Genomic DNA, 15,767 nt, shown 5'->3' on the forward strand with positions numbered 1-15,767 from the left:
CATATTGTCCGTTCCAAGCCGTTTATCTATCTATCATTCTTTGCACATTTCATCTTGTTTAAACGATGGGTGTTGATTGATTGAGCACCTTCTCATATTGCTGAATGAGATGCTTCGCATTATGTTCTGATGAATATTCTGTATGAACCATTTCATGAAGATCGTTCTTCACTGCTTCATTCCATCTGTTTTCATAAAGGCAGGCGTGAATTGCCTCTTTCAGCTGACGCGTCGAACGTGGTTCAACGAGCAGGTGTTGATAGGTTGAAAATAAGGATGGGAGACCACCAACCCGTGTTGCAATGACAGGTACTTTTAAAGCGAGCGCTTCTAGAACGACGGTTGGCATTCCTTCACTGTAGGAAGGAAGTGCAAACAGATCAGCTGCCATTAAGTAATCTCTCACCTGCTCATTCGGTACCTGCCCTGGGAGTATAATAGATGCTCCCGCCCGTTCCGTGAGCTCCTTTGCAAGGGGACCTTTTCCAACAAAGACTGCTTTCACTCCATCCATGCTGCTGACAGCATCAGCTAATTCAAGCAAGCCCTTCTCTTTCACTAAACGCCCGACGAAAACAACGAGCTTATCTTGAAGCGGTAAACTTAAGTGCTTTCTGATGCTTTTTTGATCTTCTTCCGTTCTGGAAAATGATTCGAGCGGAATACCAAGCGGAAGACATTTTGCTTCTACCTTCGTCATCTCATTTGTCTTTTTAGCCAGCTCCTCACTCACTGTCAGAACAGCAGATGCCTGCTTCACCGCCGTTTCAAAGGCTGCCTTCGCCCCTTTGCTATAGTTCGGATATACGTTCACATCACTGCCGTGCAAGGTCAGAAGATAAGGGATTTGCGTTTCATTCTGAATGACAGCCGCCGCTCCGCCAGACGGCATGGCAAAGTGCGCATGGATAAAATCTGGTGACAGCTGATAATGCTGCATTGCTCTGAGAACGGAAGCCGCTATTCGTTTACTCGGCTGCGCCCATTTCAGCTGTCCAGGGAGCGCTGGATAAGGCGGTCTGTAAACCGTCACTCCGCTTCTCACTTCCTGTTCAGGCAGATCCCTTTTCTGCCGATAGGATGCCTTGAGCATCCGTAAAACCGGCGGATTCACTGGATTAGGACAAATGACAGTCACTTCTATTCCTTGTTTGAGCAGCTCCTGTACTTGCGTTTCATGAAATACGCCCTCACTCGGATGTTTTTCACTAGGATATACACTTGTCAGCCATAGTACCTTCATGACGAACGACCTCTTCTCAATAATTTGCCTGCAGCCTGCGGATACATTTTGATGAGCAGCAAGCTATACAATGCAGCACTGACACAAACAGTTAGTAGTAATTGAAGTGAAATATCTGCTGACGTCAGCTTCATCCCTTGATGTAAAGCTACCGCACAGACCGCCATGAGCAGCGTCATGACAGCAGGCTTTCCAAGTGATTTTAAATACACCTTCATATCAAGCTGAATAACATATGCCATAAGCCATCTGCCGACAATAAAGTTGAGCAGGCTGACACCTGAGTAGATCCAAGCTACTGTGAGCAGACTGCCTGTCGTGACACCTGCATATAATGCGCAGCCATACACGATGAGCATCCCCGTATCCCAATAAAAGGCTAAGTCCGCTCTCCCTTTTGCAAGAAGTATTGAACCGTTTGGATTCATCAGCACACGCAGCAGGCCGACAATGCACAATATATTTAGAACCGGAACCGCTACTAGCCATTTCTCTCCAAACACGACTTCTATAAAGCTGTCTGATACGGCAGCAAGGCCGATTAATAATGGAAAACTAACCAATGCGAGCATATTCGTCATACTTAGGAAGCCCTCTCGCAGCATGGAGTGATCCCGCTGACTTTTTGCGAAAACCGGGAAAGCCACTCTCGTCACAATCGGATTTATCTTCAGCACGGGTATAGTCACAATTTGATACGCCAAGCTGTAAATACCTAATGCTTCCGCTCCAAGAAACCGGCCGATTAAAATCATGTCGATGTTCGATCCTGCTCGGTTGACCAGTCTGGATGCGAGCTGGAATGCACCGAATGAGAAAAATTCCTTCACTTCTCCTAATGCAAAAACAGGTGCTGGACGCCACTTCTTCCAATAAGCTGCTGCATACATGAGACCTTTTCCTGATTGCAGCAGCACTTGAGAAATGACATAGGCGACAATCGGATTCATGAAGAAGGCGAAAACGAGTAAAACGAGCAGCGATATGATGGTCGCAATGGCTTCAATGGTGCTTAATGTTTTAAAGGCTAAGTCTTTTTGCATCATATACTGGTACTGCTGGCCAATCGGTGCGATTAGAAACATGATCGATAATAGCTTGAGCAGACCCTCTAGCTCTGGCCGGTTATAAAAAGCGGCTATCATTGGGCTTAGCAGGATGAGCAGACAAAACAAGAGAATCCCTGTAAGCAAGTTGATCCAATATAATGTAGATAATTGACGTTCTGTCGTTTGTTCCTTTTGAATGATCGCTGCCCCAATTCCTAGATCAAGCAAAATCTGCGTAAATATTGTGATAGTTGTTATCATGCCAACGAGTCCAAACTCCTTGAGTGACATCACGTTCCCTAAAAAGGCGAACTGTGCAATTTGGATGATGGTGATGATCAATGCGGACAAGCTTGTCCATTTTGCCCCGCCTAGCATGCGTTTTTTCATACTTGCCATTTCTCTTCCCTACTTTACTTATCTGGCTCCGTCACCAGTCATGATGACTTTTAACGTTTTTACCATAATCTTCGTGTCGAGAGAAAATGTCAAGTTTTGAATATACTGTAAGTCGTGTGTTAATTTTTCACTTGGACTCATGTCATATCCGCCATTTACTTGAGCAAGACCTGTCAGCCCTGGCTTTACCGCCAACCTTTTTGTGAAGCCTGGAATCGTCCGATTAAATTCTGCGGTAAACATCGGTCTTTCTGGACGAGGACCTACGATACTCATTTCTCCTTTTAACACGTTGATAAATTGCGGAAGTTCATCAATTCTTGTTTTACGGATGAATGCCCCCACTTTGGTGATACGCGGGTCATTTTTTTGCGCCCATTTCGCTCCTCCGCTTTCTGCGTCAATTCTCATCGATCTGAGCTTCCATAATTTAAAGTAAACACCGTCTTTCCCGACCCTTTCCTGCATATAAAAGGCCGGCCCTGGTGTTTCCAGCTTAATCAAAAGAGCAAACAGCAAAATGATTGGCGTACTCAACATCAATCCGATGAACGAGAACATTAAATCTATGAAACGTTTTGCAAATAAATAACGAACCATATGTTCTGTTAAGGCAAAAGAGTGATTTCGTCTCACTTCATATTCTCTGTAAAGATTCATCGCTTTCTCTGCACTCACTGACCTGCACCTCACCATTCAAAGTAGTTGTTGTGTAAAGAGATGTTCTATGAAAGTCAGTTTAGCAGAGCAACATTAAGCAAATGTAAATGCGCTGTTAAGTCTTGTAAAACTGTGTTAAGAATGTGCACTTATATCAAGTTATGCCCTTTTGAACGTAAAAAAGACCCGCAATTCTGCGGGTCTCCGGGTCTTTTCTTTATTTTGCTTTTACAGATTCGATCGTTTTTAATCGAAGTGTTCCGTTTGCATCTTTTGTATAGGTTACTTTTACTTTTGATTCTTCTTTTAAGCTGTTCACTTGTTTAGAAAATGTATTTCCGAATTGAATAGCAACTTCTTTTCCATCAATGTTGACAGCAATTGTATGTCCATCAGCCAAACCGACATATGTGCCTTCTTTGGTGACTTCATTTTTCTTATTAGTCGTTGATTCTTTCTTTGTTTTAGAGTCACCTTTAGAGTCAGCTTTTGATTGGTCTTTAACAGGTTCTTCTTTTGTGATTTCTTTGCTTGAGCTGTCTTTTGCCTCTTCATCAGATTGACTTGCTGGCTCTTCTGTTTGAGCAGCTGTTTCTTTGCTTTGATCATCTGATTTTTCATTTTTTGATGATTGATCTTCTGATTTTTCGTCTGCAGCCTTATCTTTGTTTTGATCGGCTGCTTCAGTTGTTTCTTTTTTGCTGTCTTCTTTTTTGTTATCGCTTGATTGATTTGTTGTGCCGCACGCTGTGAGCAATACTCCTAGAAGCAATACTAGAAACGGCATTGTGATTAATTTTTTCAAAATCGTCACCTCTTCATGATTTGTCGGTTTGCTGTCGTTTGAAGATTTATGTGTAAACCATTCACCTTCTATGTTTCAATTATAACAAACATAACCAAAAATGAAATGTATTTTTAACTTGACACCCCACTCATGATTCATTTTGCGTCAAAGTAATTGGACACACCAGTTGTAATTCCAGAAGCCAGCCGATCCTTTGCAGTGGTAGATTTTAAAATACTCGCATCGATTGGACTTGTTACAAAGCCGGTTTCTAGCAAAATACTCGGCATTCTAGAATATTTGATGACGTAGAACCCTGCTGTTTTCACTCCTCGATCCCTCGTTCCAAGGGCACTGACCATCCGGGGCTGAACCTTTTGTGCCAGTTTGATACTATTAGCAGCTGCATATGTCGTATCATAATACGTCTCTGTTCCATTCGCACCGTTGTTATCATTTGCGTTGGCGTGGATACTGATGAATATATCAGCACTTGCCTGGGCTCCTTTACTGACACGTGTCTGCAAGGAGTCAAATGTATCAGAAGTTCTCGACATGACAATAAGGGCACCCGCTTGGTGAAGCCTTGACCGCAGCTTTAATGCTACTTCTAAATTGATGTTCTTTTCAAGCAGCCCATTCCCTACCGCTCCAGCATCCTGCGCACCATGACCTGGATCAATAAAAATCGTTTCACCTAACACCGCATTTTTCAACTGCGTGATGGTATTCGTTTGAACGGTTGATGTTCCGCCTACCACAGAAAAAGCTGACATTTGTTTGGCTCCGATGACTTTTCTGATAGCATCCGGCACCGTTTGAGCGTCTGTGAGAAGAAGGGTTTGGCCCTGTTTCGCTGCTATACTTGCCGCAGCGGCTGCATCTGCATAGGCATACCCATAACTTATAAATGTTTGGCTTGTCTTCATTGGATACGTTTTAGCAATTTGGGCAGCCACCTCATACCGATTGGCTCCGCTTATTCTGACTGGTGATGGAAGCTTTTGAAAAGCCATTTTATTGATACTTGCTTCTCCGCCAATCACAATGGTCCGCTTGACTGCTTTGTTTTTTAATAGATTGGCTGTTTCCTCTCGCAGTCCTTTCGCATCTGTTACTAAAATAGGATAGCCTTGTTTAGCAGCGTATGGAGCAATCGCGACAGCATCAGCATAAGCAGAACCATTCACGACGACTGCCGCACTAGCACTCTTCATGTGCTTCGCCACATTTGCCGCCAATTCATAGCGGTTCTTTCCTTGAATACGGGAAACAGATAGATTCATTGCTTTTAGCTGCTTCACGACGTTTTCAGAAATACTCGCAGTCCCTCCAAGAATCGTTACCTGCTTCGTTTTGAGCTGCTGCAACCCTGTCTTTAAAGGACCTGAAAGACTGCCAGCATTCGTTAACAGGACTGGGGCCCCTTGCTGGTAAGCATAAGGCACAGCACTCAGGGCATCTGCATAAGCATCACCGCCCACAAGAACAACGGCAGGCGCTTCCTTCCAGCCCCTTTTCGCGGTATTTACAGCCACATCATATCGATTGCTTCCTTCTATTCTCGATACAGTGTGCTGAGCAAAAACGGATGGTGTATATAAACATATTGAAATAGCAATCAGTAACATACATTTGATATCAAAACGCATGAAGTCAACCTCCTTGGTTTGAACCCTTCACCAAAGATGCTTCATGGACTTTTGAAAAAAGGCTGCCGAGTACGTTCTCGAGCAGCCTAAGAGGAGTATCTGAGGCACCCCTCAGGTTTGTGTTTTCTTATCTAAAATAACCTGACACACCGTTTGAAATGCCTGACGCTAATCGATCTTTATACGTAGCAGATTTCAAGATGTTTGAATCTACTGGACTGGAAACAAAACCAGTTTCCAAAAGAACGCTCGGCATCTTAGAATATTTAATGACGTAGAAGCCAGCTGTTTTCACACCACGGTCTCTTGTACCTAGTGCGCTGACCATTTTAGGCTGGATGTTTTGCGCCAGCTTCAGGCTGTTTGCAGCCGCATAGGTTTTGTCATAATACGTTTCTGTTCCATTTGCACTGCTGTTATCGTTTGAGTTCGCATGGACACTGATAAAGATATCTGCATTTGCTGACGCACCTTTGCTCACTCGTGTTTGAAGACTATCAAATGTGTCTGATGTTCTTGACATAGTAGTGAGAGCACCTGCATTTTTCAGTTTAGTGTTGAGTCTCTTCGCTACATCTAAGTTTAAATTTTTCTCATAAAGACCATATCCTACAGCACCAGAATCATGAGCACCGTGTCCTGGATCAATGAATACGTTTTTTCCTACAACCGGGTTCTTTAATTGAGATGCTACAGTATTGGTGACCGTTGTAGAATTTCCTACCACTGTAAACTTCGAAATGTTTTTGCTGCCAATAATGGATCTAGTATGAACTGGTAAGGTTTTCTCATTTGTTAATAAAAGAGCTTTCTTTTCTTTAGCTGCGATTCCAGCAGCTGCAGGGGCAGAGGCATAACCAAAGCCTCTAGCAACATACGTATTGCTCGTACTCAGTTTATACTTATTCACGATTTTTGCAGCAATATCATAGCGGTTGGCACCCTTAATTCTCGTTGGTGACTTTAGCTTGCTGTATGCGGCTTTGGTGACATATGATTCGCCGCCAATCACAATTGTTTGCTTAATATTACTAGATCTTGCGAAAGATGAAATTTCAGAACGAAGTCCCTTTTTATCTGTATATAGAATTGGGAAACCTTTCTGTGCCGCATACGGCGCAATCGCAATCCCATGCGCATATGAATGACCTTCTACAACCACTACACCAGCAGGACTTTTCATTTGCTTTGCAATATTCGTAGAAATTTCATATCTGTTTTTTCCGGTAATTCGTTTTGTTGAAATACCTAGTTTTTTCACTTGATTGATTACATTATTTGAAACACTTGCTGTCGTACCAATTGCAATCACATTTTTCGCTTTTAAAGACGTTAATCCTTTCTTCGTTTCTGACGAAAGGTTTTTACTATTTGTAAAAAGAACCGGGGCATTATGTTGATATGCTAATGGGACAGCTGCTGTTGCATCAGCATACGCTTTCTTTCCTATTAACACAACTGTATTAGCTGTTCCCCAACCTTTTTTCGCCACATTGACAGATAAAGAATATCGATTGCCCCCATCTATTCGTGATACAGAATTGTCCGCTGAAGCTGTTGGAACAATAACGAATATGGCGATGAGGCTGAGGATGGCTGTTTTCATCATTGAGCGCATCTTCTATGTCCTCCTTTTACCCTTTAATAGTTTGTTAGTTTTGTACCTGGATAGTAGAACGAGAGTATGGAAGAATATGAGTCTCCAGATTCAGCTCTCGCTTTCGCTCCGTATTGGCTCATACCAATGCCGTGGCCATACCCTTTTCCTGAAATCGTGAAGTCATTTGCATTGTTTTTGACTGACGCAAATGTGCTTTTCACCTTTGTTGCGCCCATGACTGATCGAAACTCGGTCATCTTCATACTTGCCGTTGTGCTTTTGTTTACCGAATATGTGCCTGTTTTGTTTTTCAGATGGTATGTCAGTTTGATCGATACCGTCTTCGCACGCTGGCCTTTTGTTTTCCCTGAGAACGTCAGGCTTGAGATGGATGCGATTTTCATATCAGATGCAGCAGTTTCTTTGTTTTTGAGCAGCCATGATTTCAGGCCTGCAAGGTCAGCTGCATTTGTCTCTTTTGCTTTAGACCACTCAGATGCTGCTGTGCTAGCAGTGAATGTCGTGCCTAGTTGTTTCTTAGAGAGTTTCAGTGTCCATGGATTGACTGGATCTTTTGGATCCTTTTTGGCCACTAAGTATGGCAGTGCATTTCCCCATACTTCTTCACTTGCCTCTGTGTAACCGCCATTGCTAGAGTAATAGGTTGCTGAAATGAGCTGATTGTTGTATTTCAGAACCTTTCCTTTTGTAGCATCGACAGCTTTTGTCGAATTTGTGTACCAGTTATATCCCCCATATACTTGGAAGGCTGTTGTATCAGGGACGACTTTGCCAATACTTTTCACCGAATACGTTCTAGCGGCAACCGCCTGTGCCTTTAACGCTTCAACATTCCAGCTTGCAGGCATTTCATTTGGTACTACACCTTTTAGATAGTCTTCAAATGGAATATTTTCGAGAGTCGGCCTGATATACCCTGATTCAATTGCAAAGTTTACGTCGCCTAAATACGGCTTTCCTGCAATTTGAAGGACATTTTTTGTTGAATATTTCTCAGGAACAACTCTTACTGTGTTATACGTCTTTATGCCTTTTAATGAAATTTTTCCGTTAGAAATATTCAATTGGTAGTTTTGATTTTTTTTCAGATAGACTTGTTTGGCTAATGAGTTTTTTAGTGTATCTGAAAGCACACTTGAGCTGCCTGCAATATGATATGTATGTGTGCCGTTATCTTTCAAAAGCTTCTTTAAAGAAGAAGAGATAGAGTCTTTTTTCACATAAATCATAGTACGATTGTTTTTCGCAGCTAAAAGTGACATAGGAATTGCATATTTAAAGCTTGAACCTTTAGCAATGTAAACTTTATCAACATTTAAATTCAATTTTTTAATGATATTTACTGAAAGTTCATAACGATTTTCACCACTGATTCTTGTCACCTGTGATGTCTTTTTTAATTGTTTCTCAACTTTTTCACTAATACTTTTTGTACTTCCTACAACAATGACTTTACTAGGAATCTTATAAGACGGAAGTGAGCTTTTTTTTGTTAATAAGATTGGATATCCTTTTCTAGCTGCATAAGAGATCATGGATGTTCCATTCATAAAAGAAGCCCCACCAGCAACAATTGCCTGCTTATAGCTCCCCATCTCTTTAGCTATTTTTTGGGATATTTCAAATTTATCTTTTCCACTAATTCTTTTAATCTTTCCGTACTTTTTTAAAGCTTTTTCAGTTGTAGATGAGATACTCTGTGTATTTCCAATGATTAGAATGTTATCGGGTTTCATTTTCTTAATTTGGGTCTCAGTTGCTTTTGTTAGCTTAGCAGCACCAGAGTAAAGAATAGGTGCATTTAGCTTGTAAGCCAATGGAGAAACGGTCATTGCATGATCAAAAGCATCCTTATTTACAACGACGATAGTTGATGGATTTTTCCAGCCAGCAGATGCGATGCTATTGGCTACTTCATATCGATTTTCGCCATCATATCTTTTCGACACAGCAACATTTGATCCTGATAGCTTGTATTCCCCAGTTGTTGAGATATCCATACTTGTTTTGTTTCCGATATAATTAGACAATTTCACTGAAATTGCCGAGCTTGCCATGGCAGACTGAAAGGGTGCAACTAGTAGAGTCAGTATCATGAGAACGATTAGTGTAACGCCTGTTTTCTTCAATTTTGTTCATCCCGCCCATCTTTTTTACTTCTGTTTTTCAATCTTCTGGATTTCCTTTTGACCACTGTCATTAATAAAGTAAGAGATTTCTACTGTGTCTCCTGGTTTAAATTCATTTAACACATCTTTAAAATTATCCGTAAATTCATAGCTTAGGGTCGTATTCACTTTTTTCACTTCGACTGTATGTGCATCAGCCATTCCAATAAATTCAGCTTTCTCTTCCAGTACCTGAGGAGTTGAACTGCTTGTCTTGTTTTCTCCTGAGGACTGCTCGGCCGTTCCACATGCTGTGAGCACGATACCTAGTAGCAGTATTAAGAACGGTAAAACGACGATTTTCTTCATTTTTTTCACCTCATGTCTTTGTATCGTCTTATAAGTTATTATTTTAAGGTAAATTTAAGGTTTTTTGAAACCTTTTTTTTGTTACAACGTCTATATCTAGGTTCAGAGTAAAAAAATAACTTGTTTATCAAGATTCGTAAACCTATAATCATGGAAGAATCATAGAAAAGGTGAGGGACATTATGAGAGCTGAAAGAAAAAGAAAGAAGAAAAAGGTTCTTTGGATTGTTTTATCGATTATTGGCTTATTCGTATTAGCAACTGGCGGATACGCATATCATCTTTGGAACACAGCAGCATCGACCGTCGCAGGCATTCAGGAGAATTTAAAGAAGTCAGATAAGCGTGACAAAGATGTCGATTTAAGTAAAAAAGACCCGATTTCTATTTTAGTCATGGGTGTCGATGAACGAAAAAATGACCGAGGCCGTGCAGATACATTAATATACATGACAGTAAATCCGAAAACGAAAACGACCGAGATGGTGAGCATCCCGCGTGATACGTATACGAAGATTGTCGGAAAAGGCACAATGGATAAAATCAACCACTCCTATGCATTTGGCGGTACACAAATGGCAGCAGATACTGTAGAGGAACTGCTTGATGTACCTGTTGATTACTTCGTTAAAGTCAATATGGAAAGCTTCAAGGATATTGTTGATACACTTGGCGGTATTACAGTAAATAGCACGTTTGCATTTAGTTATGACGGCCACTCATTTGGTACAGGAGAAATTAACCTGAATGGGGATCAAGCCCTTGCCTACACAAGAATGAGAAAGCAAGATCCAAAGGGTGACTTCGGACGTCAGCAAAGACAACGTCAGGTCATTGAAGGCATCATTGCAAAAGGCGCCAACATTTCATCTATTACGAAATTCGGCGATATGTTCAAAGTCGTAGAAAATAATATGAAGACAAACATGTCATTTGATGATATGTGGACGATGATGAATGATTATCGTGATGCAAGACAGCATGTGAAGCAGCACGAGTTGAAAGGATCAGGCACACGTATCAATAACATTTATTACTACCAGCTTGATGACAGCAGTCTTGCGAATGTGAAGAAGGAATTGAAGGAAAGTTTGGAAGCCTCTTAATAAAAAAACACCTTTCTCCATGAAAGGTGTTTTTTACTGAATTTCTTTTTCATCATCTTCACTTTGCTCTAATAAGATGGCATCTACTACTCTTTTACTCGAAAGACCATCCAAATCATCAAAGAAATACTGTACAAACGAATCTAATTTTTCAAATTCGTATTGATTATTTTTAACAATTGACACCAGCTCATTACATGTTTTAGCAAGTGGTCCCGGAATAAAGGAGAAATACTCATAATAAAAATCACGAGTACGAATATACTCGTCCACATCATAGCTAAAGAAAATCATTGGTTTTTGCAAAAGTGCAAATTCGAAACAAACAGATGAATAGTCAGTTACAAGAACGTCCGCAATTAAAAGCAGCTCATTAATCTCTCTAAAATCAGAAAAATCATAGAAAAATTCACTATATTGATAAGGAATATTTATTTGATTCTTAACAAATGGATGTATCTTGAACAAAAAGATATATTCATCACTCAGCTCTTGATAAAGCTGATCATAATTTAATACTTCAAACGGGTAATGAGCGGACTGCTGACCATTTCCCCTAAATGTCGGGGCAAATAAAATCACTTTTTTCCCTCTTAAAAAAGGAAATTCTTCATACAACCTTGATCTGACTTCTTCTTTTTTTGATTCATCGAAAAAGAAGTCTGTTCTAGGTATTCCTGTGGAAATGACATTTTCAATATCTACTCCAAAGCCTTCCGCATAATGCTTCCGGATATGATCAGAACTGACAATGACCTTCGTATAATTCTTATGATTTTTGGATGTTGGTGACGGTCCACCTGGCAGACCAATACGGCTATAACCAAACGTCTTAAATGCGCCCACTGCATGCCACAGCTGAACAAGATCCGCATTTTTACGAATTTTCAATGGATAGATGATCGGATAGAAATCATCAATTAAAATATGCCTACTTGTAGCAAAATGATAGGCCATTCGTACATATTCTGCTATACTTTTTTTCGTATTAATGCTTTCTTTTAAGAAAAATTGAAAATCAAACATTTCTTCTCTATTTAAAAGCTCTTGATAGACAAATTCAAAATTCCCTGATAAGTCAGTGCGACTATCTGATGCGAAAGTAATTTTTTTCTGTTTTACTGGCAGGAAACAAAATAGTTGATATAAGATTTGAAACATAACACGCTTCATTTTACGTATGATTCGATTTTCATTTTTCATAGTAGTCTCTATTGCACCCTGGTCAATTTCTTGGAGTTTGTGTGATGATACATGTGCAGTTTTTTCCTCTTCATCGTATGTGACAATGAAATTATATTTCACTCTTTTCTTAGCTGAAAAATGTTCCATTTTCGTTGCATAGATATCCTGCTTCAGGAAATTGTTTATATTGCCCAGCGTATGAGTCTCATGGTACTTGATATTATTCCCATCTAATACTTCTAATTCTAAATATAAATGAAAGTTTCCTTGTGGTAATGGCTTGCCACCATTTACCTTTGAGAAGTTTATTTCCTGATAAAAACCAGCCCATTCATATTGTTCAGAAAGCCCTAGTTGTTGTCTATTTGTTTCGTTTAACCTTTGATTCTTTAGAGGAATAGATTTTATAATAGCCCCTTTTTGAACGATCAATAACTTTCTTCTTACCGTATCTTCTCTTTGCAAGGGGATACCATCAATGTACATATACCCCTCGATCGTTAAAAATGATTCGTTCCATTGAAATTGTGTTATTTCTCTTTGGGGAATATTTTTATTCACGATGACATCTTCTGCTTTATCGAAAAGTGAGAATAATTTTTCTTCACTTACTTCATCTACATGGTCAAGATTTTTTTGAACACTCCGTTTCCTAAATAGTGTCCCTAGTTTAAATTTCAAAAACTCTCTCTCCTTCATTCATTGTTTCATTTATTAAGCTTAATATTAGTGAAACAACTCGCTCTGTAGAATTTCCATCACAACGATTCATAAACCGATTTGAAAATGAATGGTAATTGATTTGTTTTTTATTCAACCTTATATTCTTCAAATCCTCAATGAGAGGCTCTATTTTCGTTCTTATAGGTCCTGGCGCAAACTCTGGAAATGAATAATAAAAATCTCTCTCCTGCATATAGTTCTCTAAGTCTGGACAATAGAAAAACATTGGTTTATTCAAAAGACTATATTCAAAAATGACTGAAGAATAATCTGTAATCAATACATCAGAAATAATCATTAGTTCATACAAAGAAAACTTTTTAGATAAATCTATATCTCCAAAAACACTTTTTCGCATATAAGGGTGCACATTAATGAGCAACTCATAATGCTCCCGGCTCAAATGTTTGAAAAGTGTTTCTTGATTCAATAGAAATTGCTCGCCATATTGCTTATTTACTCCTCCTCTATAAGTTGGAGCGTACAATATTTTCACTTTATTCTTCAATTCGGGATATTCCTTGTCAAACCTCTTTTTCACTTCATATATTTGATCTTCAGAATAGAAAAAATCAGTTCTTGGAACACCTGTTGCTAATATTTTTTCCTTGGGCATATCGAACGCTTCAGAAAATGGACCAATTGCTTCTTCAGAGCTCACAATTGCATAATCATAATTTGAATGAACAGGCACTACTTTTAAATATTCTGATGAAGGTCCTCCCTGTTTGTCTTTAATACTGTGCCCAAATTTTTTAAATGCACCACAGGCATGCCAAATTTGAACTACCTTTGTTTCCGGCCGCTTTTTAATTAAATAAAGAGGATAATAGTAATCATCTAATAAGAGCACCTTACAAGTAGCAATGTGATAAAGAGATTTTAATAAATAAATGATATAGAAAAGTTTTCCTAGAAAGCCACTTTCCGATTTTCTAAATAAGAGAATAATCTTCAAATTGGATTGACTTCTTAATTCATTATAAACATTTTTGAAATTATCGTTTATTTCATTGTCTCTATAAGAAGCGATCACGATTTTTTGCTGGCTCACTTGAAACAATTTAGAAAAAATCTTATAGACTATTCGGAAAAAAATTTTCACCATTTTTGTCATGTGCATCGTTGTTAGATTTCCCATTTCATTATTGTTTTTCCCCAAGAAGAAGTCAGATCTTCTTCAAATGCCTTTCCAATGTCCTCTATACTTCTCACAATATGGACTGTGCCAATCAATGTCTCCAAATAATCTGTAATCTCAGGAAATTCATTTAATAGATTTACTGTATTGGCAAAGTCTTTGCTGCCGCTTCTACTGCTTCCTATGAGAATAATTCCTTTCTCGAGAACCATCCTTGTGGAAACCTTCACGGGATATTCTGAAACACCTAATAATGCCACAGAAGCCTCTGGTTGAGTGAAATCAATGATTTGTTCAATCGCACTTTCACTGCCACGTCCACCGACGCATTCAAATGCATGATCAACACGAACTTCTTTTGGAATGTCATTAATTTGGTAAACTTCATCAACAAAAGAGAAATGCTCTAGTTTATATTGGTTCTTTCCAAAAACGTACACCTTACAAGATGGATAACGTTTTTTTAGTATTAAAGAGGTGATAAATCCTAGATTACCATCACCCCAAACCCCAAAAACATCTCGCTTTTGGTGAGCCACTCTTTCGAATCGACTCATTGCATGAACTGCAATGGTGATCAATTCAATAAAAGCCGCAACATGAAGATTCATTTGCTCTGGTAAAGCTACAAGACGATCCGGATTCATGAACATATAATCCTGCATGAATCCATCAAAACCACTTGATCTAAAATAGCTAGAGCGCAAGTAGTTCTCTGCAATAAATTCGTTTTCTTCATTTGGGATATTTGGAACCATCACTACATGTGTTCCGACTTTGAACGTTCCAGTAGGGTCATACATTACTTTTCCTACACCCTCATGAATCAGCGCCATTGGAAGCTTTTTGTCCATTGCTTCCTTACCTCTTGTTCCTGTAAAATAGCGTTGATCCGCAGCGCATATTGACAGATGGGTTGGTCTAATAACGACTTGTCCAGATGTAAACTCCTTATCCTTATAAGTCACTTCAAATTGTCTAGCAGAAACCAATCGATATGTTTGATTAATCATTTTTTATGTTCTCCTGTAAAATAGCATTCGCAACTTTTAAATCGTATGGTGTCGTTACTTTTATATTAAATACCTCGCCTCGGACTAAATTCACTTTCTGTCCTGCTAAAATACAAATTTTACAAGCATCTGAAAGTACCTTTTTCTGTTCTTCTGTCAACTCGCTATAAAGCCTTTTTAAGAGCGATATCTTAAAACTTTGAGGTGTTTGTCCTTGATACATAACATCACGTACTGGAATATCAGTGATATTTGTTCCATCTTCTGAAGTCACAATGGTATCTATAGCAGGTATAACAGTATCAACAGCATCATGTTCTAGAACGGCATTGATATTTTCCTCAATAATTCTATGGGTTAAAAATGGGCGCACTGAATCATGTGTCACAATAACATCGTCGTCATTTAGACCATACTCTTTTTCAATAAAACGAACCCCACTCATAATCGATTCGTTTCGATCAATTCCGCCCTCTATTACTACTAGTCTATCATCAGCATGTATGTATTTTTCTAGTATATTCTTCGTATGGTTGATCCATTCTTTGGGAGTTACAATGATAATTTTTTCAAAACGATCATTTAATAGGAATTTTTCAACAGTGTGAATTATGATAGGGCGATTATTTAATGGCAAGAACTGTTTTGGCATATTTACATTACCCATTCTAGAGCCTTTCCCACCAGCTAATATTTCTGCATAAATCATAC

General features: G+C 39.2%; 13 protein-coding genes. 1 reads left to right on the forward strand and 12 read right to left on the reverse strand.

What is annotated here, in order from left to right:
- Positions 1 to 58 precede the first annotated feature (58 nt).
- The 8 genes from MHI08_RS16255 to MHI08_RS16290 all read right to left on the reverse strand — a co-directional run bounded on the left by MHI08_RS16255 (position 59) and on the right by MHI08_RS16290 (position 9,888).
- Positions 59 to 1,243: a glycosyltransferase gene (locus tag MHI08_RS16255; protein ID WP_056765653.1), complete on the reverse strand. Its 1,185-nt coding sequence runs from the start codon at positions 1,241 to 1,243 to the stop codon at positions 59 to 61.
- On the reverse strand, positions 1,240 to 2,691 hold the full coding sequence (locus MHI08_RS16260) for an MOP flippase family protein (protein ID WP_056765651.1): 1,452 nt from the start codon (positions 2,689 to 2,691) through the stop codon (positions 1,240 to 1,242). The genes MHI08_RS16255 and MHI08_RS16260 overlap by 4 nt, the downstream gene beginning before the upstream one ends.
- Before the next feature lie 18 nt (positions 2,692 to 2,709).
- Positions 2,710 to 3,369, reverse strand: a complete 660-nt coding sequence (locus tag MHI08_RS16265) for an exopolysaccharide biosynthesis polyprenyl glycosylphosphotransferase (protein ID WP_056765649.1) — start codon at positions 3,367 to 3,369, stop codon at positions 2,710 to 2,712.
- A gap of 199 nt (positions 3,370 to 3,568) precedes the next feature.
- Positions 3,569 to 4,165 (reverse strand): hypothetical protein, encoded by a 597-nt coding sequence (locus tag MHI08_RS16270; RefSeq protein WP_235566666.1) that lies wholly within the window; start codon positions 4,163 to 4,165, stop codon positions 3,569 to 3,571.
- Positions 4,166 to 4,293: 128 nt separating this feature from the next.
- Positions 4,294 to 5,790, reverse strand: coding sequence for a cell wall-binding repeat-containing protein (locus MHI08_RS16275; protein ID WP_056765646.1), 1,497 nt, complete (start codon positions 5,788 to 5,790; stop codon positions 4,294 to 4,296).
- A 127-nt stretch (positions 5,791 to 5,917) separates the two neighbouring features.
- The gene (locus tag MHI08_RS16280) at positions 5,918 to 7,408 is read right to left on the reverse strand and encodes an N-acetylmuramoyl-L-alanine amidase (RefSeq protein WP_342499776.1); all 1,491 of its coding nucleotides are present in this window, start codon (positions 7,406 to 7,408) and stop codon (positions 5,918 to 5,920) included.
- A 23-nt stretch (positions 7,409 to 7,431) separates the two neighbouring features.
- Positions 7,432 to 9,540 (reverse strand): SpoIID/LytB domain-containing protein, encoded by a 2,109-nt coding sequence (locus MHI08_RS16285; RefSeq protein WP_342499777.1) that lies wholly within the window; start codon positions 9,538 to 9,540, stop codon positions 7,432 to 7,434.
- Positions 9,541 to 9,564: 24 nt separating this feature from the next.
- Positions 9,565 to 9,888, reverse strand: a complete 324-nt coding sequence (locus MHI08_RS16290) for a hypothetical protein (protein ID WP_024423640.1) — start codon at positions 9,886 to 9,888, stop codon at positions 9,565 to 9,567.
- A 182-nt stretch (positions 9,889 to 10,070) separates the two neighbouring features.
- On the opposite strand from MHI08_RS16290, the gene MHI08_RS16295 reads away from it, so the two are divergent.
- A complete protein-coding gene (locus MHI08_RS16295) occupies positions 10,071 to 10,994 on the forward strand; it encodes a LytR family transcriptional regulator (RefSeq protein WP_120207811.1) in 924 nt (307 codons plus the stop codon).
- 33 nt (positions 10,995 to 11,027) lie between these two features.
- Here the strand turns inward: MHI08_RS16295 and MHI08_RS16300 are convergent, their stop codons facing one another.
- The 4 genes from MHI08_RS16300 to MHI08_RS16315 are packed head-to-tail and all read right to left on the reverse strand — an operon-like array spanning position 11,028 to position 15,765.
- Positions 11,028 to 12,860, reverse strand: coding sequence for a CDP-glycerol glycerophosphotransferase family protein (locus MHI08_RS16300; protein WP_342499778.1), 1,833 nt, complete (start codon positions 12,858 to 12,860; stop codon positions 11,028 to 11,030).
- On the reverse strand, positions 12,850 to 14,025 hold the full coding sequence (locus MHI08_RS16305) for a CDP-glycerol glycerophosphotransferase family protein (protein WP_051582037.1): 1,176 nt from the start codon (positions 14,023 to 14,025) through the stop codon (positions 12,850 to 12,852). The genes MHI08_RS16300 and MHI08_RS16305 overlap by 11 nt, the downstream gene beginning before the upstream one ends.
- 5 nt (positions 14,026 to 14,030) lie before the next feature.
- A complete protein-coding gene (locus MHI08_RS16310) occupies positions 14,031 to 15,056 on the reverse strand; it encodes a ribitol-5-phosphate dehydrogenase (protein ID WP_025093949.1) in 1,026 nt (341 codons plus the stop codon).
- On the reverse strand, positions 15,049 to 15,765 hold the full coding sequence (locus MHI08_RS16315; protein ID WP_025093948.1) for a 2-C-methyl-D-erythritol 4-phosphate cytidylyltransferase: 717 nt from the start codon (positions 15,763 to 15,765) through the stop codon (positions 15,049 to 15,051). Before MHI08_RS16315 ends, MHI08_RS16310 begins: the two co-directional genes overlap by 8 nt.
- Positions 15,766 to 15,767 lie beyond the last annotated feature (2 nt).

The sequence above is a fragment of the Bacillus sp. FSL M7-0791 genome (assembly GCF_038627085.1).
Lineage (GTDB): Bacteria > Bacillota > Bacilli > Bacillales > Bacillaceae > Bacillus > Bacillus safensis.